Source organism: methane-oxidizing endosymbiont of Gigantopelta aegis (genome assembly GCF_016097405.1).
Lineage (GTDB): Bacteria > Pseudomonadota > Gammaproteobacteria > Methylococcales > Methylomonadaceae > Methylomarinum.
On sequence record NZ_JAEHGD010000001.1, the window covers coordinates 1,238,648 to 1,263,694 of the forward strand.

23 protein-coding genes, 1 tRNA gene and 2 pseudogenes are annotated in these 25,047 nt (G+C 45.6%); 8 read left to right on the forward strand and 18 right to left on the reverse strand.

Annotated features, from left to right (window positions below):
* Nucleotides 1–62: 62 nt before the first annotated feature.
* Nucleotides 63–839, reverse strand: a complete 777-nt coding sequence (gene speD / locus JEU20_RS06210; protein WP_198244276.1) for an adenosylmethionine decarboxylase — start codon at nt 837–839, stop codon at nt 63–65.
* 32 nt (nt 840–871) lie between these two features.
* The gene (locus JEU20_RS06215; RefSeq protein ID WP_198244278.1) at nt 872–1,288 is read right to left on the reverse strand and encodes an OsmC family protein; all 417 of its coding nucleotides are present in this window, start codon (nt 1,286–1,288) and stop codon (nt 872–874) included.
* 319 nt (nt 1,289–1,607) lie between these two features.
* On the opposite strand from JEU20_RS06215, the pseudogene crp reads away from it, so the two are divergent.
* Both crp and JEU20_RS06225 read left to right on the forward strand, forming a co-directional pair.
* Nucleotides 1,608–2,260 (forward strand): annotated as a pseudogene (crp, locus tag JEU20_RS06220) (cAMP-activated global transcriptional regulator CRP).
* An 11-nt stretch (nt 2,261–2,271) separates the two neighbouring features.
* Nucleotides 2,272–2,760, forward strand: a complete 489-nt coding sequence (locus JEU20_RS06225; RefSeq protein ID WP_198244280.1) for a YchJ family protein — start codon at nt 2,272–2,274, stop codon at nt 2,758–2,760.
* A gap of 23 nt (nt 2,761–2,783) precedes the next feature.
* Here the strand turns inward: JEU20_RS06225 and JEU20_RS06230 are convergent, their stop codons facing one another.
* Both JEU20_RS06230 and speA read right to left on the reverse strand, forming a co-directional pair.
* Nucleotides 2,784–3,644, reverse strand: coding sequence for an NAD(P)-dependent oxidoreductase (locus tag JEU20_RS06230; RefSeq protein WP_198244282.1), 861 nt, complete (start codon nt 3,642–3,644; stop codon nt 2,784–2,786).
* A gap of 1 nt (nt 3,645) precedes the next feature.
* Entirely contained in the window at nt 3,646–5,472 is a 1,827-nt protein-coding gene (gene speA / locus JEU20_RS06235; RefSeq protein ID WP_198244284.1) for a biosynthetic arginine decarboxylase, read from the reverse strand.
* A 152-nt stretch (nt 5,473–5,624) separates the two neighbouring features.
* On the opposite strand from speA, the gene nudE reads away from it, so the two are divergent.
* The 4 genes from nudE to ubiK all read left to right on the forward strand — a co-directional run bounded on the left by nudE (nt 5,625) and on the right by ubiK (nt 8,183).
* On the forward strand, nt 5,625–6,176 hold the full coding sequence (nudE, locus tag JEU20_RS06240; protein ID WP_198244286.1) for an ADP compounds hydrolase NudE: 552 nt from the start codon (nt 5,625–5,627) through the stop codon (nt 6,174–6,176).
* 21 nt (nt 6,177–6,197) lie between these two features.
* Nucleotides 6,198–7,046: a polyamine aminopropyltransferase gene (gene speE / locus JEU20_RS06245; RefSeq protein ID WP_198244289.1), complete on the forward strand. Its 849-nt coding sequence runs from the start codon at nt 6,198–6,200 to the stop codon at nt 7,044–7,046.
* Between the two features lie 284 nt (nt 7,047–7,330).
* The gene (locus JEU20_RS06250; protein WP_198244290.1) at nt 7,331–7,897 is read left to right on the forward strand and encodes a MarR family winged helix-turn-helix transcriptional regulator; all 567 of its coding nucleotides are present in this window, start codon (nt 7,331–7,333) and stop codon (nt 7,895–7,897) included.
* Between the two features lie 19 nt (nt 7,898–7,916).
* The gene (ubiK, locus tag JEU20_RS06255) at nt 7,917–8,183 is read left to right on the forward strand and encodes a ubiquinone biosynthesis accessory factor UbiK (protein ID WP_198244292.1); all 267 of its coding nucleotides are present in this window, start codon (nt 7,917–7,919) and stop codon (nt 8,181–8,183) included.
* An 83-nt stretch (nt 8,184–8,266) separates the two neighbouring features.
* Here ubiK and typA read toward each other — a convergent pair whose 3' ends face one another.
* The 14 genes and pseudogenes from typA to clpB all read right to left on the reverse strand — a co-directional run bounded on the left by typA (nt 8,267) and on the right by clpB (nt 23,895).
* Nucleotides 8,267–10,081 (reverse strand): translational GTPase TypA, encoded by a 1,815-nt coding sequence (typA, locus tag JEU20_RS06260; protein WP_198244294.1) that lies wholly within the window; start codon nt 10,079–10,081, stop codon nt 8,267–8,269.
* 56 nt (nt 10,082–10,137) lie between these two features.
* Entirely contained in the window at nt 10,138–10,530 is a 393-nt protein-coding gene (locus tag JEU20_RS06265) for a rhodanese-like domain-containing protein (RefSeq protein ID WP_198244296.1), read from the reverse strand.
* A gap of 9 nt (nt 10,531–10,539) precedes the next feature.
* Entirely contained in the window at nt 10,540–11,109 is a 570-nt protein-coding gene (locus JEU20_RS06270) for a class I SAM-dependent methyltransferase (protein WP_198244298.1), read from the reverse strand.
* A complete protein-coding gene (locus JEU20_RS06275) occupies nt 11,109–12,011 on the reverse strand; it encodes a LysR family transcriptional regulator (protein WP_198244299.1) in 903 nt (300 codons plus the stop codon). Before JEU20_RS06275 ends, JEU20_RS06270 begins: the two co-directional genes overlap by 1 nt.
* A gap of 338 nt (nt 12,012–12,349) precedes the next feature.
* Nucleotides 12,350–13,396: a hydrogenase expression/formation protein HypE gene (gene hypE, locus JEU20_RS06280; RefSeq protein WP_198244301.1), complete on the reverse strand. Its 1,047-nt coding sequence runs from the start codon at nt 13,394–13,396 to the stop codon at nt 12,350–12,352.
* 1 nt (nt 13,397) lies between these two features.
* Entirely contained in the window at nt 13,398–14,549 is a 1,152-nt protein-coding gene (hypD, locus tag JEU20_RS06285; protein WP_198244303.1) for a hydrogenase formation protein HypD, read from the reverse strand.
* Nucleotides 14,546–15,241 carry a D-sedoheptulose-7-phosphate isomerase gene (locus tag JEU20_RS06290; protein ID WP_198244305.1) on the reverse strand — a complete coding sequence of 232 codons (696 nt, stop codon included), beginning with the start codon at nt 15,239–15,241 and terminating at the stop codon, nt 14,546–14,548. Before JEU20_RS06290 ends, hypD begins: the two co-directional genes overlap by 4 nt.
* Complete coding sequence (locus JEU20_RS06295; protein ID WP_198244307.1) at nt 15,238–15,531, reverse strand: HypC/HybG/HupF family hydrogenase formation chaperone; 294 nt, start codon at nt 15,529–15,531, stop codon at nt 15,238–15,240. Before JEU20_RS06295 ends, JEU20_RS06290 begins: the two co-directional genes overlap by 4 nt.
* On the reverse strand, nt 15,522–17,891 hold the full coding sequence (hypF, locus tag JEU20_RS06300) for a carbamoyltransferase HypF (RefSeq protein WP_198244309.1): 2,370 nt from the start codon (nt 17,889–17,891) through the stop codon (nt 15,522–15,524). The genes JEU20_RS06295 and hypF overlap by 10 nt, the downstream gene beginning before the upstream one ends.
* Before the next feature lie 69 nt (nt 17,892–17,960).
* Nucleotides 17,961–19,514: pseudogene (locus JEU20_RS06305) on the reverse strand (IS3 family transposase).
* A 17-nt stretch (nt 19,515–19,531) separates the two neighbouring features.
* Nucleotides 19,532–19,672, reverse strand: a complete 141-nt coding sequence (locus JEU20_RS06310) for a hypothetical protein (protein ID WP_198244311.1) — start codon at nt 19,670–19,672, stop codon at nt 19,532–19,534.
* A 177-nt stretch (nt 19,673–19,849) separates the two neighbouring features.
* The gene (hypB, locus tag JEU20_RS06315; protein WP_198244313.1) at nt 19,850–20,701 is read right to left on the reverse strand and encodes a hydrogenase nickel incorporation protein HypB; all 852 of its coding nucleotides are present in this window, start codon (nt 20,699–20,701) and stop codon (nt 19,850–19,852) included.
* Nucleotides 20,701–21,042 carry a hydrogenase maturation nickel metallochaperone HypA gene (gene hypA, locus JEU20_RS06320; protein ID WP_198244315.1) on the reverse strand — a complete coding sequence of 114 codons (342 nt, stop codon included), beginning with the start codon at nt 21,040–21,042 and terminating at the stop codon, nt 20,701–20,703. Before hypA ends, hypB begins: the two co-directional genes overlap by 1 nt.
* A gap of 279 nt (nt 21,043–21,321) precedes the next feature.
* Entirely contained in the window at nt 21,322–23,895 is a 2,574-nt protein-coding gene (gene clpB / locus JEU20_RS06325; protein ID WP_198244317.1) for an ATP-dependent chaperone ClpB, read from the reverse strand.
* A gap of 183 nt (nt 23,896–24,078) precedes the next feature.
* Here clpB and JEU20_RS06330 point away from each other — a divergent pair.
* Together JEU20_RS06330 and JEU20_RS06335 are read left to right on the forward strand one after the other, a co-directional pair.
* A tRNA-Arg gene (locus JEU20_RS06330) sits at nt 24,079–24,155 on the forward strand.
* Nucleotides 24,156–24,635: 480 nt separating this feature from the next.
* Nucleotides 24,636–25,013 carry a hypothetical protein gene (locus tag JEU20_RS06335; RefSeq protein WP_198244319.1) on the forward strand — a complete coding sequence of 126 codons (378 nt, stop codon included), beginning with the start codon at nt 24,636–24,638 and terminating at the stop codon, nt 25,011–25,013.
* Nucleotides 25,014–25,047 lie beyond the last annotated feature (34 nt).

The following is a 25,047-nucleotide window of genomic DNA, read 5'->3' on the forward strand; positions in this document are numbered from 1 at the left end:
ATGCTGAAATCCTGTAAAAAGGATTTCAGCCCATTGAAATGTTCACAACATCTAATTCGATATCAGATATTCCGCCCATAAAATATTTCTTTCATTTCTTTTTCCAGCTGCGCCTGGATCCTTTGCTTTTCTGCTTCGTTCAAAGCTGTTTGCTTCTCAAACAAGTAATTTTCAAGACTCGTTTCTTTTAACATCATTTTGGTATGAAAAATATTCTCTTGATACACATTCACATCTATCATCTGATAGCGTTCCTTAGTATCTTCAGCAATGTAGTTCTGAATCGAATTGATTGTGTGATCAATAAAATGTTTATGCCCAAAAACATCGCGTGTAAACCCCCGCACCCGATAATCCATGATAACGATATCGGATTCAAAACTATGTATTAGATAATTCAAGGCTTTTAATGGCGAAATCTGGCCACATGTCGAGACATCAATATCGGCACGAAAGGTACTGATACCATTATCTGGATGACTTTCAGGATAAGTATGAACGGTAATATGGCTTTTGTCTAAATGCCCTACGACAGCCTCAGGCAGAGGGCCAGGCGATTCTGTCAACATGCCGGAAGGAATCACCTCATCTTCAGCAATCAACAAAGTGACACTGGCCCCCTGTGGCTCATAGTCCTGATGTGCGATATTCAGGATGGTGGCACCAATAATTTCGGTAACATCCTTTAAAATTTGCGTCAAACGATCGGCGTTATACGCTTCATCAATGTATTCGATGTAATCTTTCTGCTGCTTTTCAGGCGCATAACAAATATCATAGATATTAAAACTCAATGACTTAGTTAAATTGTTAAAGCCATGTAATTGTAATTTTTTCAACCTTTATCTCCGCTACCAATGCCACCTACGCGTTATTGTTCAACGACCTCATAACTATGCGTAATGTCGACAGACTTAGATAACATAATAGAGGCGGAGCAATATTTTTCCGCCGATAATTTAACCGCACGTTCAACGGCGGCAGGCTTTAAGTTATTGCCCCTTAGTTTAAAATGTAGGTGGATTTTGCTGAATACGCTGGGTACGGCATCGACCCGTTCGGCGGTCACTTCCGCCGTGCAATCGACGATATCATGACGTCCTTTCTGCAAAATTTCCACCACATCGAATGATGAGCAGCCACCTAAGCCCAATAAAATCATTTCCATAGGTCGAATTCCCATATTACGACCACCATGATCCGGCGGGCCATCCATAACCACAGCATGACCACTTCCTGATTCGCCGACAAACATACGGCCATCAACCCATTTAATTGTTGCTTGCATAGATTTTCCTGTAAAAAAAGATTATATACTCTCAACATATAAAATTTAGTCACTCCAGCGCTCCTTTTTGCCGCTTGCTGCATCGAAAAAACTTGCCTTAGACAAAAAATTAATTACTCGTATGCCAAAATTTCATATGCAAAGGGTATAATTTTACAATGACTTGAGTGTTTTTATTGCTTTTTTCAGATGAATATTGCAATGTATCCCAAAAACCGGGATATTAACGCATTCCATACGCTTTAAACAAAACACAGCCACATCAAAAACTCTGCAAAAAACGAGTAATCTGCTATTTATTAAACGGTAATAAACATTTATGGCTCTGATAACTGAAAATATGATCAACACTGAAGCTTTAGAACAGTTTTTACGACTCTGCCATACCCGTTCATACCCGGCTAAAAAAACCATTATTCGTCCGGGCGACGAGGGTGATAAATTATTATTTATCCTCGATGGCTCAGTCAGTGTCAGCGTAGAAGATGAATCCGGCCATGAATTGATTTTGGCATATCTGAACAAGCATGAATTTATTGGTGAGGTCGGGGTTTTCAAAGGTGGCGAAATCCGTAAAGTCACCGTTAAAACCCGATGCAAATGTCAACTCGCAGAAATCTCCTATGATCGCTTCCATCTCGCCTTAAAACGGGAATTGCGTGACTATGCACCCGATATCCTTTATATGCTGGGTGAACAAATCTCCTCTCGGTTGTTGATTACCAGCCGTAAATATCGTGACTTGGCCTTTATGGATGTTGAAGGCCGCATTGCTCGAACCTTGATGGACCTGGCCAAAGAACCCGATGCCATAACCCACCCTGATGGCATGCAAATTTACATTACCCGTCAGGAAATTGGTCGCATTGTCGGTTGCTCCCGAGAAATGGCGGGGCGTGTATTAAAAGATTACAGGACAAAGGTATGATCAGCGCGCACGGCAAAACCATTGTTGTTTATGGGACACGATAAGGTATCATTGAATGGATAATCTAAGCTGCCTATGTGGTTCAGGCATAAACAGCTCTGACTGTTGTCAGCGCTTTATTGTGTCCGAAGACCATCCAACAACTGCCGAAGCGCTGATGCGATCGCGCTTTACCGCCTACGCTCAGAAAAATGAAACCTATTTACTGAGCACCTGGGATGACAGCAGTAAGAAAAAACCCAAGTATATCGACTTTTCCAAAGAAGGCGATGTGGTGTGGACACAGCTGGACATTATTCAATGCAAGAAGGGCGCGAAAAACGATAAAAAAGGTATTGTCGAATTCAAAGCGCATTACACACTGGATGGTAAACCGTATGTGATGCATGAAATCAGCCGTTTTGTAAACAAGAACGGACGTTGGTTCTATCTGGATGGCCTGGTCAAATCTGTTGCCCGTGCCAACCAACAAGTCAACGAAGGTAAGAACAAACCATGCCCTTGCGGCAGCGGTAAAAAATATAAACGCTGCTGCGGAAAATAGCATAGTCGTTCTAAGATTCGGCGTTATTTCGGCTTTTGCTGCAAGCGGTACAAGGCAGAAATATCCTCTTCGCCAAAACCCTGCGCGATCAAATCTTGATAATCCTGAAGTGTTTTTTCAAGCAATGGCAAGGTCAATTCTTGCTGCTTGGCCATTTGCCGACAAATGGTCAAATCTTTATGATGCAAAGCCACTTTAAAACCCGGTTTAAAGCTATTTTTTATCATTGTTGGCCCGCGATGTTGTAAAAACCAGTTACCCGCGGCACCGCCTGAAATAACATCAATGACCTTATCCATATCAAGCCCTTGGGTCTGACCAAAACTTAAGGCTTCTGTGACGGCCTGATTGATGCCGGCCGCCATAATCTGATTCACCGCCTTCGTCGCCTGCCCACTGCCGGTTGGCCCCATATAAGCGATACGCTGACTCATCGCCATGAGCAATGGCTTAACCTTATCCAATACATCTTCGTCACCGCCCACCATCATCATGAGTTTGGCGTTTTTAGCCCCTTCTACGCCACCTGAAACGGGTGCATCAAGAAAGGAAATCTGTTTTTTAGCCAATACTGCAGCAGCTTTCCTGGCCGTTTTGACACTCACCGTGGACATATCCACCACAATCGTTCCAGGCTTAGCCGCCTGCTGAATTTGCTCGACAACGCTTAATACATCGGTATCGGTAGAAATACACAGAAACACCACATCGCAATCGGCGGCCAACTCAGAAATATTGACATAATGATGACAAGCCAATGTTTTAGCCCATTTTTCGGCCTTGTCTTGAGTGCGGTTATAAACACCCTGCAAAAAACCGGCCCGCGCCAGATTGCTGGCCATGCCAATTCCCATAGCACCGAGTCCAATCATGCCTGCTTGCATCTTATTTCTCCAGATAGGTATAGGCTTTTAAAGCATTTAACAATTCGTTCAGATAACGGGATTTTTCGGCAACTGACACTGCACTGGACTGCAGTTTTTCTGCATAGGCCTGCTGCAAAGTTTTACGATTGATATGAACATAATCTAATAAATCACTCACATGCTCGCCTTCCAAAAAATCGGCAATAGTATAACCATCTTTTGTCAGTTCAATATTAAGCGAATGAGTATCGCCAAATAAGTTATGCATATCACCCAGAATTTCCTGATACGCCCCCAGCATAAAAAAGCCGATCAAATACATTTCATTGGGTTTAAGCGTATGTACCGCCAATGTTTTTTCGATATTCTGCCGCTCCACATAAAAATCCACTCGCCCATCGGAATCACAGGTTAAATCCTGAATCACTGCCCGCCGCTCGGGTTTTTCATCCAGTCTGTGAATCGGCAAAATCGGGAATATCTGCTCGATACCCCAGGCATCCGGCATCGACTGAAATAAAGAAAAATTACAGAAAAGCTTGTCGGCCAGCTTTTCATCCAATTCCTGCAAAATTTCACGGTGACTGTAAATCGACATATCCAGCGACCGGCGAATCCGTTGTATCGCCTGAATATACTGCTGTTCATGTTGCGCCAGCCTGTGCAAATCAATATCGCCCTGTACAAACATTTGCCGTACCTCGCTGATTTCGAACTGCACGTTATGCCAGGTTTCCAACAGATTAGGCTGGGTGTAGGCGTTATTTTGTGCCGTTTTTTCGGGATAACGTTCCACATCGGCGACATTGGTAATCAATACCGCATGATGTGCCGTGATGGCGCGCCCCGACTCGGTAATGATATCCGGTTGTGGTAATCCCTGTTTTCGGCAGCATTCGGCAAAGGTAGCGACGATATTGTCGGCATATTCTGCCAGGCTGTAGTTTACCGAGCATTCCCGGCGTGAATGACTGCCATCATAGTCAACCCCCAGGCCACCACCGACATCAATCGTTGCAATCGGAACACCCAATCGCCGTAACTGCACAAAAAACTGGCTGGCTTCTTTCAGCGCCAATTTAATATCATGAATATTAGCGATTTGTGACCCCATGTGGAAATGGATCAAACGTAAGATATCCAGCTTTCCGGCCTGTTTTAAACGCTCGATTAGAGCCAATACATCAACCGGATGTAAACCGAATTTGGATTTTTCACCACCGCTATTTTGCCACTTTCCCGCGCTGATGGTGGAAAGCCGAATTCTTATGCCTAAGCAGGGTTCAACGCCGAGTTCAGCCGCTTGTTGCAAAATAAGCGTCAGTTCCGATGGTTTCTCGATTACAATAAATACCGTTTGCCCCATTTTCTGGCCAATTAAGGCCATCCGGACATAGGCTTTGTCTTTGTATCCGTTACAGACAATCACACCCTGACGGGATAAGCCCAAAATCGCCAGTAACTCCGGTTTACTGCCCGCTTCCAGGCCGATATTTTTGGCCGCTATGATATTTTCCACCACCGTACCCTGCTGATTAACCTTTATCGGATAAACTGGCAGATACTGCCCATCATAATCATAGCGCTGGCAGCTTTCTTGAAATGCTTTGTGCAATTGAAAAATTCTGTCACGCAATATATCGGGAAAGCGCAGTAATACAGGGAATGACAGTAGCCGTTTTTTTAAGGCTTGAGCTACCTCAAACAAATCAATTTGAATTTCAGAATCTTGCCGTGGTTTAACGCAAACATGGCCTGCCGCGTTAATCGAAAAATAACCCTCGCCCCAGAATGGAACGGCATACAAGCTCTCAGCGTCTTGTGTACTCCAGTCGTTTGTAGTCACAAATAATCCATTGATGTTATCGGTTGATTATGCTGTTATATTGTACCTGAAATACTTGATTTGAATGCTGATAACGCCGGCGGAGTCATGCGTTTCGTGGCTATAAAATCACCTATACAATGCCCGCTAATGGCAAACAAAAACAATAATTGATGTCCGAAAAACCTAAAATTTTACACCGAAAAACCATTGCCAAAAGCCAGCTATTTCATGTGGAATCTCTGTCCCTGGAATTTCAAAATGGTGAACAACGCGAATACGAACGCTTGATTCGCGGAAAAGGCCATGGTGCCGTCCTAATCGTGCCCTTGCTTGATGCAGAAACCGTTTTACTCGTCAGAGAATATGCTGCCGGCTTGCACCGTTATGAACTGGGCCTACCCAAAGGCAAGCTCGATGCGGGGGAGGACTGCCTGGCCGCCGCTAATCGGGAATTGCAGGAAGAAGTCGGTTATGCGGCACATAAACTTCATCACCTGACCTCATTATCACTGGCGCCAGCCTACATGGAGCACTGCATCGACGTGGTCATCGCCGAAGACCTGTATCCCAGCAAATTAAGCGGTGATGAACCCGAAGAACTGGAAGTCGTTCCCTGGAAGCTGGATAATCTCCCTGCATTACACGCCTCTGGCGAATGCACCGAAGCACGTTCGATTGCGGCATTGTATTTATGCCAGGATTATTTAAAAAACAAAACTTAACCCATTTTCAGGAATTAAAAAATGCTTGATGAGTCATGGTTTACTGAACCTGTCCCCAGTGAAGGTTCAGCTTTCTCACTTAAAATCAAACAAAAATTACATGAAGAACAATCGGATTTTCAATTTCTGGAAATCTATGAAACCGAAAAATTCGGCAATTTAATGGTTATCGACGGTTATGTCATGCTGACTGACCGGGATAATTTCTTCTATCATGAAATGATGAGTCACACCGCACTGTTTACCCATCCCGACCCTAAAAATGTCTGGATTATCGGCGGCGGCGACTGTGGCACCTTGAAAGAAGTTCTCAAACACCCAGGTGTTGAACGCGTCATTCAAATCGATATTGATGAGCGAGTAACGCGACTGTCTGAACAATATTTCCCGGCGCTGTGCGAATCGAATCACGACCCCCGTGCAGAACTTAAATTTATTGATGGTATTCAGTGGGTTAAACAGGCTGCACCGAACAGCGTCGATATTATCATCGTCGATAGTACTGATCCGGTAGGCCCAGCCGAAGGACTGTTCAGTGAAGATTTTTATCGGGACTGTTTTAATTGTCTGAGTGAAAACGGCATCGTAATTCAGCAAAGTGAATCACCCCTATACCATCTGAAACTGTTAAGCGATATGCGCAGCGCGATGTACAACGCGGGATTCTCTCACTTACAAACCCTGTTTTTTCCGCAATGTGTCTATCCTTCTGGCTGGTGGAGCGCCACCTTGGCGGGAAAATCAGATTTATCTGATTTTCGTCGGCACGATGCCGAACAAAAAACCTTTCCCACCCAATATTACAATGCTGACATTCACCAAGCCAGCAAGGCGCAGCCGGAGTTTTTTAAGCAGTCTATTCATATTTAACTTAAGCTTTGCCGTAACTACTCACATGGTAATCATTTAGTGGCCGTAGGGTATTGATTTTTAAGGACGCGTAGATACATCCATGTAGCTCTGTGCAACATCCTTGTTGCACAAGCCTGAAAAATCAATACCCTACGTCCAGTGTTTCTGAAGGGGTGAGTAGTTACGCTTTGCCAACAACGCAACGTGTCAATATTGTAAGTTATTGATAAATAATATATAGATTTATGGTGCTGCGATGGCAAGGCTAGGTTAAGTATTTTCTTTTATGCTAAAATATGAAAATGCATGCAAGAAAAACTTTATATTTAATTGAACGAATCAGCACCTTGATCCGTTCAGAAGAGCGTAAACAATTTGCTGTTTATGGACTGCAACCGGTCCACGGTCAAATTCTGGAATACCTGGCTCAATGCAATAAATTCAGCGATACGCCGGCGGCAATCACCGAATACCTAGGATTGACCAAAGGGACCGTGTCTCAATCCATTCAGATTCTGGTACGAAAAGGCTATATTGAAAAACGCACAGACTCTGACGATTTGCGCGTTGTCCATTTATCGCTAACCGAAGCCGGTCAGCAACTGGTGGCAAACTTTTCTTCAATTGAATTGTTTGATCGTATCGATAAAAAAATTGCAGCCGAAAAATTTACAACGATTGAGGATGCCTTGGTGAAAACCTTGACTGCTTTGCAACAGGCAAATCAATCGAAATCGTTTGGTCTATGTAAAACCTGTCAATATTTTGCAGAAATTGACAGCCATTACCACTGCAAACTGACTGAATTACCATTAACCCCCGCAGAAACCGAAAAAATCTGCCGGGAACATTTGCCCCCAACAACTTAACTTCACGACGAGTAACATTATGTTTGATCCAAAAGCGATAGAAGACATTGCCACCAAATTGAGCGGCGCTTTACCGCCCGGCTTGAGTCAATTCAAAGATGAAATGGAAAAAAGTTTCCGCGCCATCCTGCAATCTGCACTGGACAAGCTCGATTTGGTCACGCGAGAAGAATTTGAAGTACAGAAAGGCGTGCTGGCAAAAACGCGAAGCAAGCTAGAAGCCCTGGAAAAACAAGTCGCCGAGTTGGAAAAACGTTTACCGGTATCAACCGATCAAGAGACCTGATCCATCTCTTTGGCGGTATAAAAAGGCCCAAATGTTTTTAAGCATTTGGGCCTTTTTAATGCCTACTGTGAATCGTTCAGCGATTAGCTAGATCGGGAGGCGCGTTTGCGTTCGTTTTCGGTCAACAATTTTTTGCGCAAACGGATCGATTTTGGTGTCACTTCCACCAGCTCATCATCATCGATAAATTCCAACGCCTGCTCCAAAGTCATTTTCTGAATCCGCGTCAAGGTCAATGCCTCATCGGTGCCAGCCGCTCGAATATTGGTGAGCTGTTTAGCCTTAGTCGGATTAACGACCAAGTCGTTGGCGCGAGAATGAATGCCGACCAACATGCCTTCATAGACTTCATCGGCATGCTCAAGGAATAATTCACCCCGCTCTTGCAGATTGAACAAAGCATAGGCCAAGGCTTTGCCCGTCACCATGGAAATCAACACGCCACGCTGCCTGCTGCCGACTTCACCCGCTTTCATCGGGCCATAATGATCGAAGACATGATAAAGCAGACCAGAACCTGAGGTTGCCGTCATAAATTCTGTCTGAAAACCGATCAACCCTCGTGACGGCATCATGTATTCCAGCCGAATCCGGCCTTTACCATCCGGCACCATGTTAAGCAAGTCACCTTTTCGCTCACCCAGTTTTTCCATGATCGCGCCTTGATGAATTTCCTCCACCTCAATCGTGACCATTTCAAAAGGTTCCTGTTTTTCGCCATCGACTTCTTTAATGATGACTTCAGGGCGCGATACGCCAAGCTCAAAACCTTCTCGCCGCATATTTTCGATCAGGATAGACAGGTGTAATTCGCCACGACCGGAAACCTTGAATTTATCAGGATCATCGGTATCTTCTACCCGCAAGGCGACATTATGCTGCAATTCCTTTTCCAGTCGCTCACGAATTTGCCGGGAAGTGACAAACTTGCCTTCTTTGCCGGCAAATGGCGATGTATTGACCTGGAACGTCATGCTGACAGTCGGCTCATCCACCGATAAGGCCGGCAATGCTTCTACCGCATCAGGGTCACACAAAGTATCTGAAATCTGCAATTTATCAATACCGGTAAAGGCAATAATATCACCGGCTGAGGCCTGCTGTACCGGCACCCGCTCCAGACCATGAAAACCAAAAATCTGCAACATACGGCCTGATCGTGTATTGCCTTCATGATCGATAACGGTCAACGGCATATTGACCTTTACAGTACCGCGTTTGATCCTGCCAATGCCTATGACACCAACATAAGAGTTGTAATCTAATGTAATCACTTGCATCTGAAACGGCCCATCGACATCAACATCGGGTGGGCTGACTTGATCGACAATAGTTTCAAACAAGGGTGTCATGTCACCTTCTGTCACGTCATCAGTCAGGCTGGCATAGCCATTTAAGGCTGAGGCATAAACTATCGGAAAATCCAGTTGTTCATCGGTTGCCCCCAGCTTATCGAATAAATCGAAGGTTTGATCAATAACCCAGTCAGGACGAGCACCCGGCCGGTCGATTTTGTTAATCACGACAATCGGTTTCAAGCCCATAGCGAAGGCTTTTTGCGTCACAAAGCGCGTTTGTGGCATCGGGCCATCAACGGCATCAACCAATAACAGCACTGAATCCACCATGGATAATACACGTTCGACTTCGCCGCCAAAATCGGCATGTCCCGGCGTATCAACGATATTGATATGGTAGCCATTCCAGTCAATCGCTGTATTTTTAGACAAAATGGTAATGCCGCGCTCCTTTTCCAAATCGTTTGAGTCCATGATGCGTTCATCGATTTTTTCATGAGCGGCAAAGGTACCGGATTGTTTTAATAATTGATCGACCAAAGTGGTTTTGCCGTGGTCGACGTGTGCAATAATTGCAATGTTTCTGAGTTTTTCTATCACGTTTAAAAATATAATAAGTAGCTAAAAATACAGCGGGGTTAAAAAAGAAAGGCGGATTAACTCTGTTCCCAGGGTAGGCCTTCGTAGCGCCAGCCGCCAAGCGTGCCGCGATGTTTGTTGTCATCCAACGGCCCTTCAAAGCCATCGACGATGTTGATCAAATGCTGATAGCCTTCTGCCTCTAATGCTTGTGCAGCCGCCAATGAGCGCTGACCACTGCGGCATAGTAACAGGACTGGAGACGTTTTATCGGGAACAGTTTGTTTTAGCTGTTCGATAAAATCAGGGTTTGATTGCATCCCGGGAAATTCTTTCCAGGCAATATGAATAGCACCAGGTGGATGCCCGACAAAGCTATGTTCAATCGCTGTTCTAACATCAATTAAAACGGCTTTCGGATTTTGCTGAAGCAATTCCCAGCATTGTTTTGGATTCAGGTTTTCAATCATGATCTCTTTTTATGTTTTTTGGCCAATAAATAATGCTTCATCTCTATTTCCAACATTCAAATCGCCAATACGGGAAAGCTCCTGATAATAAACCAGGGTCAATGCATCAAACAGCGTTAACAATTCATTCCGTTGCAGTAGATAGTCGGGATTTGATGGGCCGAAACGAGTCAATTTATCGACGACAAAGGTTTGATAAAACAATAAACCACCAGGCTTTAAGGCTCCCATAATAGCCGGTGCCAAAGACCGGTCCAGAAAACGGCTCACCACAATGACATCAAACGCCTGATGTAAAAATGTTTCGGGCGTTATTTTAACCTGTTTTGTTTGAATGCGCAGGCCAGCGGACTGCGATTTTCCTTCTAATTTAGTCAATGCCACTGCAGAAATATCCCAGCCTTCAGTTTCAAGACCATGTCGCGCCAAAAACAGCGCATTTCCACCCAATCCACAAGCTAAATCCAAAGCCCTACCTTGGGTCGGCAATAAACAGGCATTTTGCTTCAAAACAGTTGCAGGTACTGCCGTTATATCCGAGTTCCGGTAAATTTGATCCCACTTATCCCGTTCCTGCATTATTCCGTCATTCCTACTCGATTCGATAACCAGGCCTGTAAATATTCGATAAATATCCGAACCTTGGTCGATAAATATTTTCGATGCGGATAAACGGCATGAATTGGCATGGGATCAATGGCATAGTCTTCCAGTATCGGTTGCAGCTTCCCTTTTTCAATATCCCGTCCCACAATATAACGCGGCAGCATAACAATACCTAAACCATTGATCGCACCAATACGAATAGGGTCTGCCATATTTGCCTGCATACGACCACTGACCTTAATTTCGAGCTTACCCAACACACCCTTGAATAACCATTTATTCCGCGGTGCCATGGCCCAATTTACCAGACAACTATGTTCCTCCAGGTCTTCAGGCTGTTCCGGCACACCTTTTTGAGCCAGGTAATCCGGTGACGCACAGACAACCAATTGTGATCGCGCCAATTTTCGTGCAACCAGGCTGGTGTCGCTGAGTTCTCCCAACCAAATTCCAATATCAAAGCCCTCTTCGATTAAATCGGTATGCCCGCCATGTAGCGCCATATCGACATCAATATGCGGATATTCTTTCATATAGTCGGTCAATGCAGGTGCAATCTGGGTTGCCCCGATCACAGGTGGTGCGCTGATTTTCAGTACACCACGCGGCTCATGCTGCAAATGCGTAATAGCCGCTTCCATCTCTTCCACATCCAGCAGAACCTCCTGACAGCGCTCAAGATAAGCGGCACCAGCCTCAGTCAAACTCAAACTTCGAGTAGTCCGATTAAACAAACGCGTATGTAATTGTTTTTCCAGGAACATGATATGTTTAGTCGCCATTGCCCGGGAAATACCCAACTCGCGTGCGGCAGCAGCAAAGCTGCCCGCTCGGGCAACTTTAACAAAAACATTCATGCTGGTTAGCTTATCCATTCAATCTCGATAAAAATGAATTAAAGAGTTGACATTTTAATTGTTTCTAAAATAAAAACAATCTATTTATTCTTTGCTGTATTGTAAACTTCTTATTTATCCGTACAATAGCACTCAATCGAAACAGAGCGCTATAAGCGAAACATGACGATCAGATGTAACTACCTCCTTGGTGTTGTATTACAAGTGGAACCTCCTCATAACACACTCCGCTTGACTTTTTAGCCTTCCCCGTAAAAACAGGGAAGGCTTTTTTTTGTCTGATTCTTTTATAGAAGTTCTCCACATAACACATATCCACCAAACCCCTAATAGTAAAAGGTATGCTGACTCCTGCGTTAACAAATTCGGGGAAGTTGTTCGCCAACCAGCATATCAATAATACGGTTGCCGCCAAACCCCGTTTCCAGTATCACCCGGCCAGCCGGACTTCCCTCTACCCGGCCGATGATGACGCTTTCTCTGCCAGCTGGATGCTGCTTCATTTGAGCAATCAAAGTTTCGGTATAAGATGCCGGAACCACCGCAACCAGCTTGCCTTCATTGGCCAGATAAAGTGGATCCAGTCCCAAAATTTCACACATCCCCCGAACCTCCTGTCGTACCGGAATTGCTGTTTCATCCAGAATGACAGAAACCTCGCTGGCTTCGGCAAATTCGTTTAGAACGGTAGCCAGCCCACCTCGAGTCGCATCCCGCATACAATGAATATCCGGACAGACTGTCAGCATCATCTCGATCAAGCCATTCAAGGTTTGGCAATCGGATTGAATCGTATTTTCCAGCGCCATCTCGCCCCGAGCATCGACAATGGCCGCACCATGGTCGCCGATATAACCATTGACGATAATGACATCGCCGGGCTTGGCCTTATCCGCCCGTATCTCCACGCCTTGTGGGATCACGCCAACACCGGCGGTATTGATGAACAATTTATCGCAAGCGCCACGTTGCACGACCTTGGTATCCCCGGTCACTATCGCGACACCGGCCTCTCGCGCGGCGCTTTGCATAGACATGACAATACGCCGCAAATCCTCGACGGCCAGGCCTTCTTCTATAATCATGCCACAAGTCAAATACAGCGGTCTGGCACCACCCACGGCCAGATCATTGACCGTGCCGGTCACGGCCAGTTTGCCGATATCGCCACCCGGAAAAAATAACGGATCAACCACATAAGAATCGGTCGTCAATGCCAATCGGTCTCCCTGCTGCTCAATAGCCGCCAAATCAAAACGTGCCTGGTCTTCCAATGGCTTTAAATAGTCATTATCAAAGCTTTTGACAAAAACATGGTCGATTAAGTCGCGCATGGCTTTGCCGCCACTGCCATGCGCCAGGGTAATGATGTCGGCATTGAAATGACGCTGAGAACGATTCATATCAAGATTCCTTTTCCACCGCTTGTCGTTTAGACAATAACTCAGGAATATTGCCAAAATTATAATACGCCGCACAAGCGCCTTCAGAGGACACCATCAAGGCGCCCATCGGCGTTTCCGGGGTGCAACTGCCAGCAAAAACCTTACATTCCCACGGCCGAATCACGCCTTTTAGCACTTCGCCACATTGACAGGATTTTGGATCGGCAATTTTAAGATTGGGAATCTGAAATTTTTGCTCTGCATCAAAACCGGCATAGGCTTCACGCATTCTGACACCGGAATGATCAATCGAGCCTAGCCCTCGCCATTCAAAAAACTCACGAATTTCAAACACCTGCTCTATCACCTTCAAGCCCGCCTCATTACCATTAGGCGGAACAATTCGGGCGTATTGATTTTCCACCTGACATCGCTGCTCGCTGATTTGCTTGAGTAGCATCCAGATGGAATGCAGAATATCCAGCGGTTCAAAACCGGTGATGACAATGGGTTTCTGATAAGCCTGTGATACAAATTGAAACGGCTGCTCGCCGACCACCATACTGACATGCCCGGGTGCCAGAAAGCCGTCAATCTTCATATCTGGTGAATCCAAAATAGCCTTGATGGTCGGAACCGTAGTAATGTGATTACAGAACAAGGAAAAGTTTTCAATCCCTTCCCGTTCAGCCTGTAACACCGTCAATGCGGTGCTGGGCATGGTGGTTTCAAAACCTAGCGCAAAAAAAATGACCTGTCGGCCGGGATTTTGCCGCGCCAGTTGCAAGGCATCTAGCGGTGAGTACACCATCCTGATATCCGCGCCTTCTGCCTTTGCCTGCAACAGACTTTTTTTAGAACCCGGCACGCGCATGGCATCACCAAATGTGGTAAAAATCACATCTGGTCTTTCCGCCAATGCAACACAATCATCCACCCGTCCCATGGGCAAGACACAGACCGGGCAACCAGGCCCGTGAATCAGTTCTATCCATTCCGGTAACATTGGCTCTATACCATAGCGAAAAATGGTATGGGTATGGCCGCCGCAAAACTCCATCAGTTGCAAGGGTCGGCTATGCTGTGCTTGTATTGACTCGGCCAGTTTATTGATTTGAGCGATCAATGCACGGGCTTTTTGGGGATCACGAAATTCATCGACAAATTTCATTGGCTCTCTCCTGAATGTTCGGCCAAAAAGCCGCGTTGATCAGCCAGCAAGGTATGCACCAAATCCCAAAGAATGTGATAACAACTTACATGCACTTCCTGGACTCGGTGAATGGAATCGGTTTCCACCACCAAACAATAATCCAGTATGCCTGAATGTTTCATGTCACCACCATCGCCCCCGGCAAATCCAATAGTACACAAACCTATTTCTTGCGCTTTACGAAAACCATTCATTAGATTGTTCGAATTACCACTGGTAGAAAAACCGACTACGGCATCACCTTGACACGCATGTGCATCAAGCTGCCGGGTAAAAATATGTTGTACGCCAATATCGTTACTGACCGCCGTAATCATTGCCATATCCATACACAGGTTGATCGCCGGCAAAGCCGGTCGACCGGTTGTCACCGGGTGCTGAAACTCTACTGCCAGATGGGCCGCATCACAACTGGAACCGCCATTGCCCATGGTAAAAAGACGCCCCCGATTGCGATAAACATTGGCCAGAGCATGGGCAATCTCGATCAATGCCTGACTGTTCTGGGCAAAAAATTGTTGTTTGATCTCAATAGAATGATGGGCTTTTTGTCGGATGGCTTCCAGTAATGCGTCATGCTCACTGGCGGCCTGTTTTTGATCTCCATGCAAAAAAGGGTACAGAGATTTTAATGACTCTTCCGCGGTCATGATGACTCCAATACCGTCTGACTGTCCTGCATGGCATCTAACTCTTGCTGCACCTCCCCAAGCTCACTGAGTAATGCCAGGGTTTTCTGAGCCTCATCCTCATCGATCCGGCTCATGGCAAAGCCAACATGCACCAGCACCCAATCGCCCACACACGATTCCGGGGGATGATTTTCATCCACGACACAAGCGATATTCACCTGTCGTTTCACCCCCGACACATCAACTTTGGCCAGTAATTGTTCGTAATCAATTATTTCAACAATCTGACCCGGTATACCTAAACACATTTTGTTTTCCCCTTTATGCTTCGAGCCAGCGCCACCATGGCCTGCCCAAATGCCAATCCACCATCATTCGCTGGAACTCTACGATGACTCAGGACATTAAACCCCACCTCTTGCAGATTCTTCTCCAGCAATTGAAAAAGTCTGCGGTTTTGTAAAACGCCCCCCGATAATGCAATCGCCTCCCAAGCCATTTCTTTTGTCTGTAAAGACATAACCATTTCGGCTAATCCTTGCGCCAATCCCAGATGAAAACGGGTGGCGATGACATCGACCGGCGTTCCGGCTTGTAAGTCATTTAGTAATGCCCGCCACATATTATCGGCCACTAAACAGGGAGGTTCATTTTGTCGGTCAATCAAAAAAACATATCCCCGACCCTCCTCACGGCTTAGCAATACGTCGCTGACCTGGTTTTCCAGCGCCATCGCTGCCTGGCCTTCATAGCTGATCTGTTCCCGACAGAGTCCCAGCGCAGCGGCCACTGCATCAAACAAACGACCCGCCGATGAAGCCTTAGGCGTGTTGATGTTTTTGGCCAGCATAACATCAATTGTGGTCAATGGTTTTTGCTGTAAAAACTGTATCAACTCAAGTCCTGAATAATACTTTGTCAGTTCCACCCAGTCGAAAGCTGCCCGTAAGTGGGCATAAGTGTTACGCCAGGGTTCTCGCATGGCTTGCACACCACCAATCAAGGCTGTAGGCCTTAATGTCGCCAGTCGTACAAAATCACAGTAATCGGCCAGTAAAAACTCGCCACCCCATAACTCGCCATCCTGCCCGTAACCTATGCCATCCAGCACGATACCCAACACTTTTCCAGCGTAAAGCGGCCAATCATTATCAGCGAGACAAGCGGCAATATGAGCGTGGTGATGCTGAATATTTACCCCTTCAATGCCTAATTCAGCCGCTTTTTGCATCCCCAGTTTGGTAGACAAATAATCAGGATGAGCATCAACCGCCAGAATTTCTGGCTGATGATTAAATAAACGCTGATATAGTTTAAGATTATGCTCATAATCTTTCAGCACCCTGGCATCTTCCAGATCGCCCATATGTTGCGACAAGACTGCTTGTCCATCTTTAATCAGGCAAAAGGTATTTTTAAGCTCACCCCCCATCGCCAGTAAATCAGGTCCCTGTTCAAAGCCTTCAGGTAATAGCAACGATTGTGGCGCATAACCTCTAGCCCGCCGAATCATCCGGCATTGTCCATTGACTACCTTGACGACTGAATCATCGACACGGTGTAAAACCTGCCGGTCATGCAACAAAAAATAATCTACCAGCCCAGTTAGCTGCCGCTGTACCTCGTCATTATCAATACACTGAGGCTGATTACTCAGGTTGGCCGAGGTCATCACCAGCGGCGCGGTCATGTCCTGCATCAACAACGCATGTAACGGTGTATAAGGCAACATGAAGCCTAAGACAGATTGTTCCGGCGCTATCTGACTGGCCAGCAAATGATCTGTTTTTGGGTGTTTTTCCAGCAACACAATGGGTGCCTGGGGTGACGCCAGTAAATCAGCCTCATATTCGCTGACGAGGCAATATTGGCGAATTATCTCTATGGATTTGGCCATCAGTGCAAACGGCTTGGCATCACGTTGTTTATGGTGCCTGAGCCTGGCAACAGCTTGTTCATTCAGCACATCACAAGCCAGATGAAAACCGCCAATCCCTTTGATGGCGAGAATAAAACCTTGTCGAATCAACTGGGCAGCACGGTCAACATCATCAATAGCCGGGATAGAATCAGCCTCTGGCTCCAGCCATAGCTTAGGTCCACAGACCGGACAAGCATTTGGCTGGGCATGGAAGCGGCGGTCGGCGGGGTTGTCGTATTCTGTCTGGCAGACAGAGCACTGCTTGAAGTGTGCCATACTGGTATGGCGGCGGTCATAAGGTATGCTGTCAATAATCGACAAACGCGGCCCACAGTGAGTGCAATTAGTCAAGGCATAACGATACCGGCGATTGATGGGATCGTTTATCTCATCCAGACAATCTTTACAAATGGCGGCATCCGCAGGCACTACTGTCTGCATAGCACCTTGCTGACTGGCAACAATTTCAAATGAATCACCAAACGGTGCGGGCAAAGGCTCTTGTTGAATACTATCAATTCTGGCCAACGGTGGACATTGCTCCCAAACAGCCCGGATAAAATCCTCCACCCGGCAAGACTCCCCCCAAACGTCAATCAACACGCCACTGCCATCATTCATTACTCGACCCGCCAGGCGATATTGGTCAGCCAAACGCCAGACAAACGGCCGGAAGCCTACGCCCTGAACAACGCCGCGGACATGCAGTCTTAAACTCGCAAGTGGTTGCTCTGTTAAATGAGACATGATCAATGCACCGTACACACCATACAAGGATCGGTAAATGTCAAAGTAACTGTCGCCAAAAGTTGAAAATTAATGAATGATATTGGGCTTGTTGACTGAGCGCGAATCATTCGGTTTATCAGGATTTAGGCAGACGTCAGATTGCCAATCCCAGTTTCGGGTATGTTGACTCCATCGTTTGGGGTTTTTGAGCTTTAGCGGCCTCATAGACCGCTTTACGCTGGATTAATATCGCCTGATCTTTAGCCTCATGGCGTTGGGCCGGTGTGACAAATTGAATACCACTATGCCGATGCTGGTGATTGTACCAGTCCACAAAGCCTGCGACCCATTCCCTGGCAGCCGCTATTGTCTCAAAGGGCTGTGAAGGATATTTAGGCGTATATTTAAGCGTCCTGAATAGGGATTCGGAATAAGGATTGTCATTACTCACCGCTGGCCGACTGAGTGAAGTCGCTACCCCCAGTTTTTGCAAGGTTGCCAGCATGGTTGCGCCTTTCATTGGGCTACCGTTGTCAGAATGCAAAACCACCTGCTCGCGTTGAATGCATTCACGTTGGCAGATATCGGTGATGACATCGGCCGCATACTGACTGCTTTCTTCCTGGTAGACCTGCCAGCCGACAATTTTACGGCTAAAGATATCCATAAACAGGTACAGATAAAAGAACTGTCCTTTGACTTGCGTTGCCAGATAGGTGATATCCCAAGTGTAAATCTGATTGGGCGATGTTGCGGTCAAGGCTTTCGGTTTGCTGCGCGAGCTAGGTGTCCGACTGGTATGCCGGTGTGATAATTGATTGGCCTCCCTTAAAACTCGATAAAAACTGGATTCTGAAGCAATATATTGACCACGCTCGGCCAATATCGGCACGATTTGATGCGGCGTACAGTCTTTAAATTCGTCCGAATTAGCGATAGCAAGTATCTCGGCTCGTTCCTCGTCACTGAGCTTATGGCTCGGGGTAAACTGACGCTGTGTCCGGCCATCGACGGATAGCGTTTCAGTTTTTGCCAACGCTGCAAAGTGCGTAAGCTGATGCCGATGATCTCGGCGGCTTTTGATTTTCTTGCGCCCAGGCCGACGGCTTCATCAAAATATTCCAACCATTGTTCGCGTTCTGCAAGAGAAATCATCACGCCTTTTCCTCCCAGAACGCTCGGCACTTTTTGGAGCACCAATAAGGCGGCGGCTTCTGCCAAGGCCTTTTCCTTGCGATTTAATTCTTTTTCCAGTTGTTTTATCTCATCCCGTAAAGACTTGTCTGATCGGGATTTTCCTGATTGTTCTGCTTTGTCGGTTTTCTTGATAAACTCGTCTTTCCAAACATCAAGATGATGCGGAAATATACCGTGTTGACGGCAAAAGGCATTTAACGCCTCACCTTCTAAAGCGACGCTTTCCATTAATAAAGCAAAACGCTCTGCCATTGACCAGTCAGCTGGGCGTTTATTCATCGGGGTGTCTGTCATAGGCGTTGTACGAGGTTTCTTTAGCCAGTTTTTAAGGGTAAACAAGTTTACATTCAATTCATCAGCGATACACTGTATCGTTTTATCACCACGTTGCAATACTTTTGATATGGCTTGTTCTTTAAATGCTTTACTATAACGTTGGGACATCGTTTTATTCCTCTGTTTTAATAGAGGCGACAACTAGTCTGACACAGGGGGGAATCGAATGATCGGATGATATGCTGAATGGCGACCGAGGTTTTTTCATCTTCTTCAACCAGAGTATCCTGTAATGCCTGCTCTAACAAGCGAGCAATCACTCCCACTACCATTCTGCCATTTAAATTCGGTACCTTACCCCCCAGTTGCCAATACTCGGGTCAGAGTAAAATTTATCTACCCCCCATTGGATCACGAAAGCGAAACAATAAGGAAATATATTTTTTACTCTGCCACTAAAAATACTTTATCATCGACAACCAGAATCCTGGGCAGGGTCGCCATCAGTCTGTCATCGTTTTAGCAACGGCTTCAGAAGCCCGATTTGCATGGCCTAACAAGCGGGTCTGCAAACTTAACCGTATCCATTGATACCAATCCTGCAAGCCTTCCCCTGTTTTGGCTGAAATCTTGAATACCTGAATACCGGGATTAACCCGCCGCGCATAGTCAATACATTGCTCAACATTAAAATCCAGATAGGGTAACAGGTCGATTTTGTTCAATAGTAAAATATCGGCCGCATGAAACATATCCGGGTATTTTATCGGCTTATCTTCGCCTTCTGTGACCGACAAAATGGCAACTTTAGCCGCTTCCCCCAGGTCAAAGGCCGCCGGACAAACCAAGTTACCGACATTTTCTATCATCAGTACAGAACCCTGCTGCAAAGATAAATGTTCCACCGCATGTCCCACTTGATGGGCATCTAAATGACATCCCTTTCCGGTATTGATTTGTACTGCTTTGACACCAGTTTCCCGTATCCTGTCGGCATCGCGGCTGGTTTCCTGGTCACCTTCAATAACCGCCATTGGAATTTCTTCTGTTAAGTCCTGCAAGGTACGGGTCAACAAGCTGGTTTTTCCTGAACCCGGGCTGGATACCAGGTTTAATGTCAAAATACCTTTTTCAGCGAACGCCTGCCGGTTGGCACGAGCATATTCATCATTCTTACTCAGAATATTCTGTTCAATCTGCACCATATGAGACTGGCTCATTCCTGGCGCATGAGCATACGCCGGGCCATGGCCGTAATGATGATCAGTCTCTCCATGTGTGTGATCGTGTTCATGATGAGTGTGTTTCCCCTCAATTCTGCTTTCACCTTCCCCGCAACCACATACTGTACACATTACTCCACCTCCAGTTCTTTTATCTTCATTTCATCACCGCCGGTTATCTGCAATTGATAGCCGCCACAATCGGGGCACTCATCAAACCGCTGTTTTACGGTGACTGTTTTTTCACATTGCATACACCAGGCCACACCAGGCTTATGAATGATGTTTAATTGTGCCGACTCTGCCAAGGTATTTTTCATCACCACCTCAAAACTAAAACGCATAGCCTCAATTTCAACACTGGCTAGTTCACCTATTTCCAGCCAGACAGTCTTAACTCGCTGAAACCCCTGTTTTTCAGCTTCTGTTTGCAAAATCTGTAACACCCCTTCACACAAAGACATCTCGTGCATATTCAGTTCAACTCCAGTTGATAAGCCTACACAAGAATCAAAAGCATGTGTCAGCCGATATATCAATCGCTGACATTTTTCGCCTTTACACTTTTTCAAGCTTAACAGAATTATGGATCATGTTCCCTGTGACTAAAAAATTCCATTCAGCAGTTTAAAATTCTCCAAATTGTCTCACACCAATTACCCTGTCCCGCTTGCAAAGAGTATATTGCTCACACAAAAAAAGGGCGCTGACTCTATAGCCAGCACCCTTGTCTGATTGTCTTGGTGTAGACTTTATTTACTGAATGTTAATACACCATTTTCAACATAGACCCGAATAGTGTCTCCCGGTCCAAAATGGCCCGCTAACAATTCAGTCGCTAACGGATTTTCCAGCTGATGTTGAATCGCTCTTTTCAGCGGCCTTGCACCATAAACCGGATCAAATCCTGCTTCACCTAATAGATCAAGTGCTTCATCGGTAATCGTCAGTTCAATCTCTCGATCTTTCAAGCGTTTAACCAGATGATCAATCTGAACTTTGGCGATTTCTCTGATCTGTTCACGGGTCAATGGGTGGAATACAACCACTTCATCAATCCGGTTGATAAATTCCGGTCTAAAATGTCCGGAAACAACTTCCATGACGGCATTTTTCATCGCATCATAGTTTTCTTCACCGGCCATCTCCTGAATCCTGTCAGAACCCAAGTTAGAGGTCATGACGATCACCGTATTACGAAAATCCACTGTCCGTCCCTGACCATCCGTCAATCGCCCGTCATCGAGTACCTGTAACAGAATATTGAAGACATCGGGATGTGCTTTTTCTACCTCATCCATCAGAATGACAGAATACGGTTTACGTCGCACCGCTTCGGTTAAATAGCCGCCTTCTTCATAGCCGACATAGCCTGGAGGCGCACCGATCAACCGTGCAACAGAATGCTTTTCCATAAACTCTGACATATCGATTCTGACCATGGAGTCTTCGGTGTCGAATAAAAACTCAGCTAATGCTTTACACAACTCGGTTTTACCCACCCCGGTTGGCCCCAGAAACAGGAACGAACCATTCGGTTTATTCGGGTCAGCCAAACCGGCTCGCGAACGACGAATTGCGGCACTCACTGCTTTTACCGCTTCATCCTGACCTACAACACGTTTACCCAGTTCCTGCTCCATACGCAGTAGTTTTTCTCTTTCGCCTTCCAGCATTTTGGAGACTGGTATGCCTGTCCATTTAGACACAACTTCAGCGATTTCCTCTTCGGTTACTTTATTTCGCAGCAACCGCATTTCTTGCATTTCAGCCTGTGATGCTAAGTCCAGTTCACGCTCAAGAGCCGGAATGACTGAGTATTTCAGCTCCGACATTTTAGTCAAATCACCGGCACGACTCGCAAATTCCAATTCCTGACGGGCCTGCTCCAGTTTTTCCTTAATACTCGCAGAACCTTGTACTGCCGCTTTTTCTGCTTTCCAGATTTCTTCCAGATCAGAATATTCTTTTTCCAATGAGGCAATTTCCTGTTCCAACGTCTCCAACCGTTTTTTAGAGGCAGGATCGGTCTCTTTTTTCAGTGCTTCACGCTCAATCTTTAACTGGATCAAACGGCGCTCTAACTTATCCATCGCTTCAGGCTTAGAGTCGATTTCCATACGAATACGACTGGCCGCTTCATCTATCAGGTCAATCGCCTTGTCCGGCAACTGTCGATCGGTAATATAGCGATGTGATAATGTCGCTGCCGCTACAATCGCAGGGTCAGTAATTTCTACCCCGTGATGTACTTCATAACGCTCTTTCAATCCCCTCAGGATAGCAATGGTATCTTCAACCGAAGGCTCATCAACCATCACTTTCTGGAAACGCCGCTCCAGCGCCGCATCTTTTTCAATATATTGCCGGTATTCATCCAGCGTTGTAGCACCGACACAATGTAATTCACCCCGTGCCAAAGCCGGTTTCAACATATTCCCGGCATCCATAGCGCCATCGGCTTTACCTGCTCCTACCATGGTATGCAGCTCATCGATAAACAGAATAATATTACCTTCCTGTTTAGCCACATCGTTTAACACGGCTTTTAAACGCTCTTCAAATTCACCACGGAATTTTGCACCCGCAATCAACGCAGCCATATCTAATGACAACAAGCGTTTGTTTTTAAGCCCCTCAGGCACTTCGCCATTCACGATCCGCTGCGCTAAACCCTCAACAATCGCCGTTTTACCGACACCGGGCTCACCAATCAACACTGGGTTATTTTTAGTTCGACGCTGTAGAACCTGAATCGTCCGGCGAATTTCATCATCTCGGCCAATAACAGGATCTAATTTCCCTTGTTCTGCACGCTCGGTTAAATCAATTGTATATTTTTCCAGCGCTTGTCTTTGTTCTTCCGCATTAGGATCGGTCACGCTCTCGCCTCCTCTGACATTCTCAATCGCTTGTTCCAGTTTTTCCTTGGTCAAGCCCAATTTTTTGAACAGGTTTTGTAAAAAACCACTGCTTTCCAAAGCTGCCAATGGAAACAGCTCACTGGAAATATACGCATCGTTTCTTTTTTGCGCCAATTTATCCATTAGATTCAGCACACGGCCGGTGTCGTTAGACAGTTGTACATCGCCCCCTGCGCCTTCAACAACCGGCAGCCGTCCTAACTCCTGCTGAATTTCATTTTGCAGCGCATTCACATCTATGCCCGCTTGCATCAACAAAGGCCGAATGCTTCCGCCTTGCTGATTTAACAACGCACTCATAACATGTATAGGCTCAATAAATTGATGATCCTTGCCTAGAGCAAGACTCTGTGCATCAGCTAAAGCCTCTTGAAATTTACTGGTTAATTTATCCATCCGCATATTGCGCACCTCACTTTTATAAATTTTTTCTTACATCTACTATGAGGGAACATCTTATTTTTTCAAGCCTGAACATAAAAATAGCTTTACTTTTAGTTTTTCGCCTAAAACCCAAGGCCTGTACAAATTCTTACAGTACTATCCCATACGCCGCTGTTGCATGCTAAAATAATCCACCATTCAGTCCCGATAGCTCAGCTGGATAGAGCGGCCCCCTCCTAAGGGGCAGGCCGGGGGTTCGACTCCCTCTCGGGACGCCATTTATCTATTCAACAACGTCGAAAAACTCCTTCTATAAAGACCTGTAGCGGTTTTATTATTCATTAGCGTCCAACAAGATACAGGTTAATCTGCTAGCACAAGCTTATACCATCAAAAATACTGGTCGACAGCGCCTTAAAAGAACCTCTACTTTTAAAAATAGTTTTCCAAAATTTAAGTGTGTGATTTGACCTATTTTTAATAGGTCAAATCACACACTGACGACACAAGAAATTTCTAACATGCATATTTTTTAAATAAATTCGTTAGGCAAACCAATTTGCAAAGCATAAAACATGCCAATTTTTGCGTCATTTTGTCACGCGGCAATATGCCACATTTTTATTTTTTCTAAAATTAATTAAACTTCTTTGCAACTTTGGGATGCAATGTTCAAGCAGTTACAAAGTTAGTAAACCTTACCTTCTTACGGCCTTTTCAGGCCGTTTTCTTTTTGTATCCAAATACAAGGTGTAAAAATGGCTTTTGAATCTTTGGATTTTGAAACTAAATTTATCGTTCCGACCAAGCTTCTAGCTGAAACAGTCTGGAATCAGGTTTCATCTGATTTGACCAACCTCTATCTGCATATCCGTCAGACGTTGATTGAGTTACATAGTACGATTGCCGAGCTAGGCAAAACTTGGTATGACAGCCCGATTGAAACCAGCAAACTATGGTTTGCACAATTACAGGATTATGGCGTTGAGCTTTATGCGCGATTCAACAACGACTGGAAACCGCAACTACAACAAGGCTACGAAACCTTGGCCAGCACAACCAGCGATTGGCTGGACCAGATCAAGAGTACGGTTGAATGGAAAACGCGTTTATGCAAACAATCAATAGTTTGCTGAACGACTATTTTGAATTGGTCAATTCTGTTTTGGC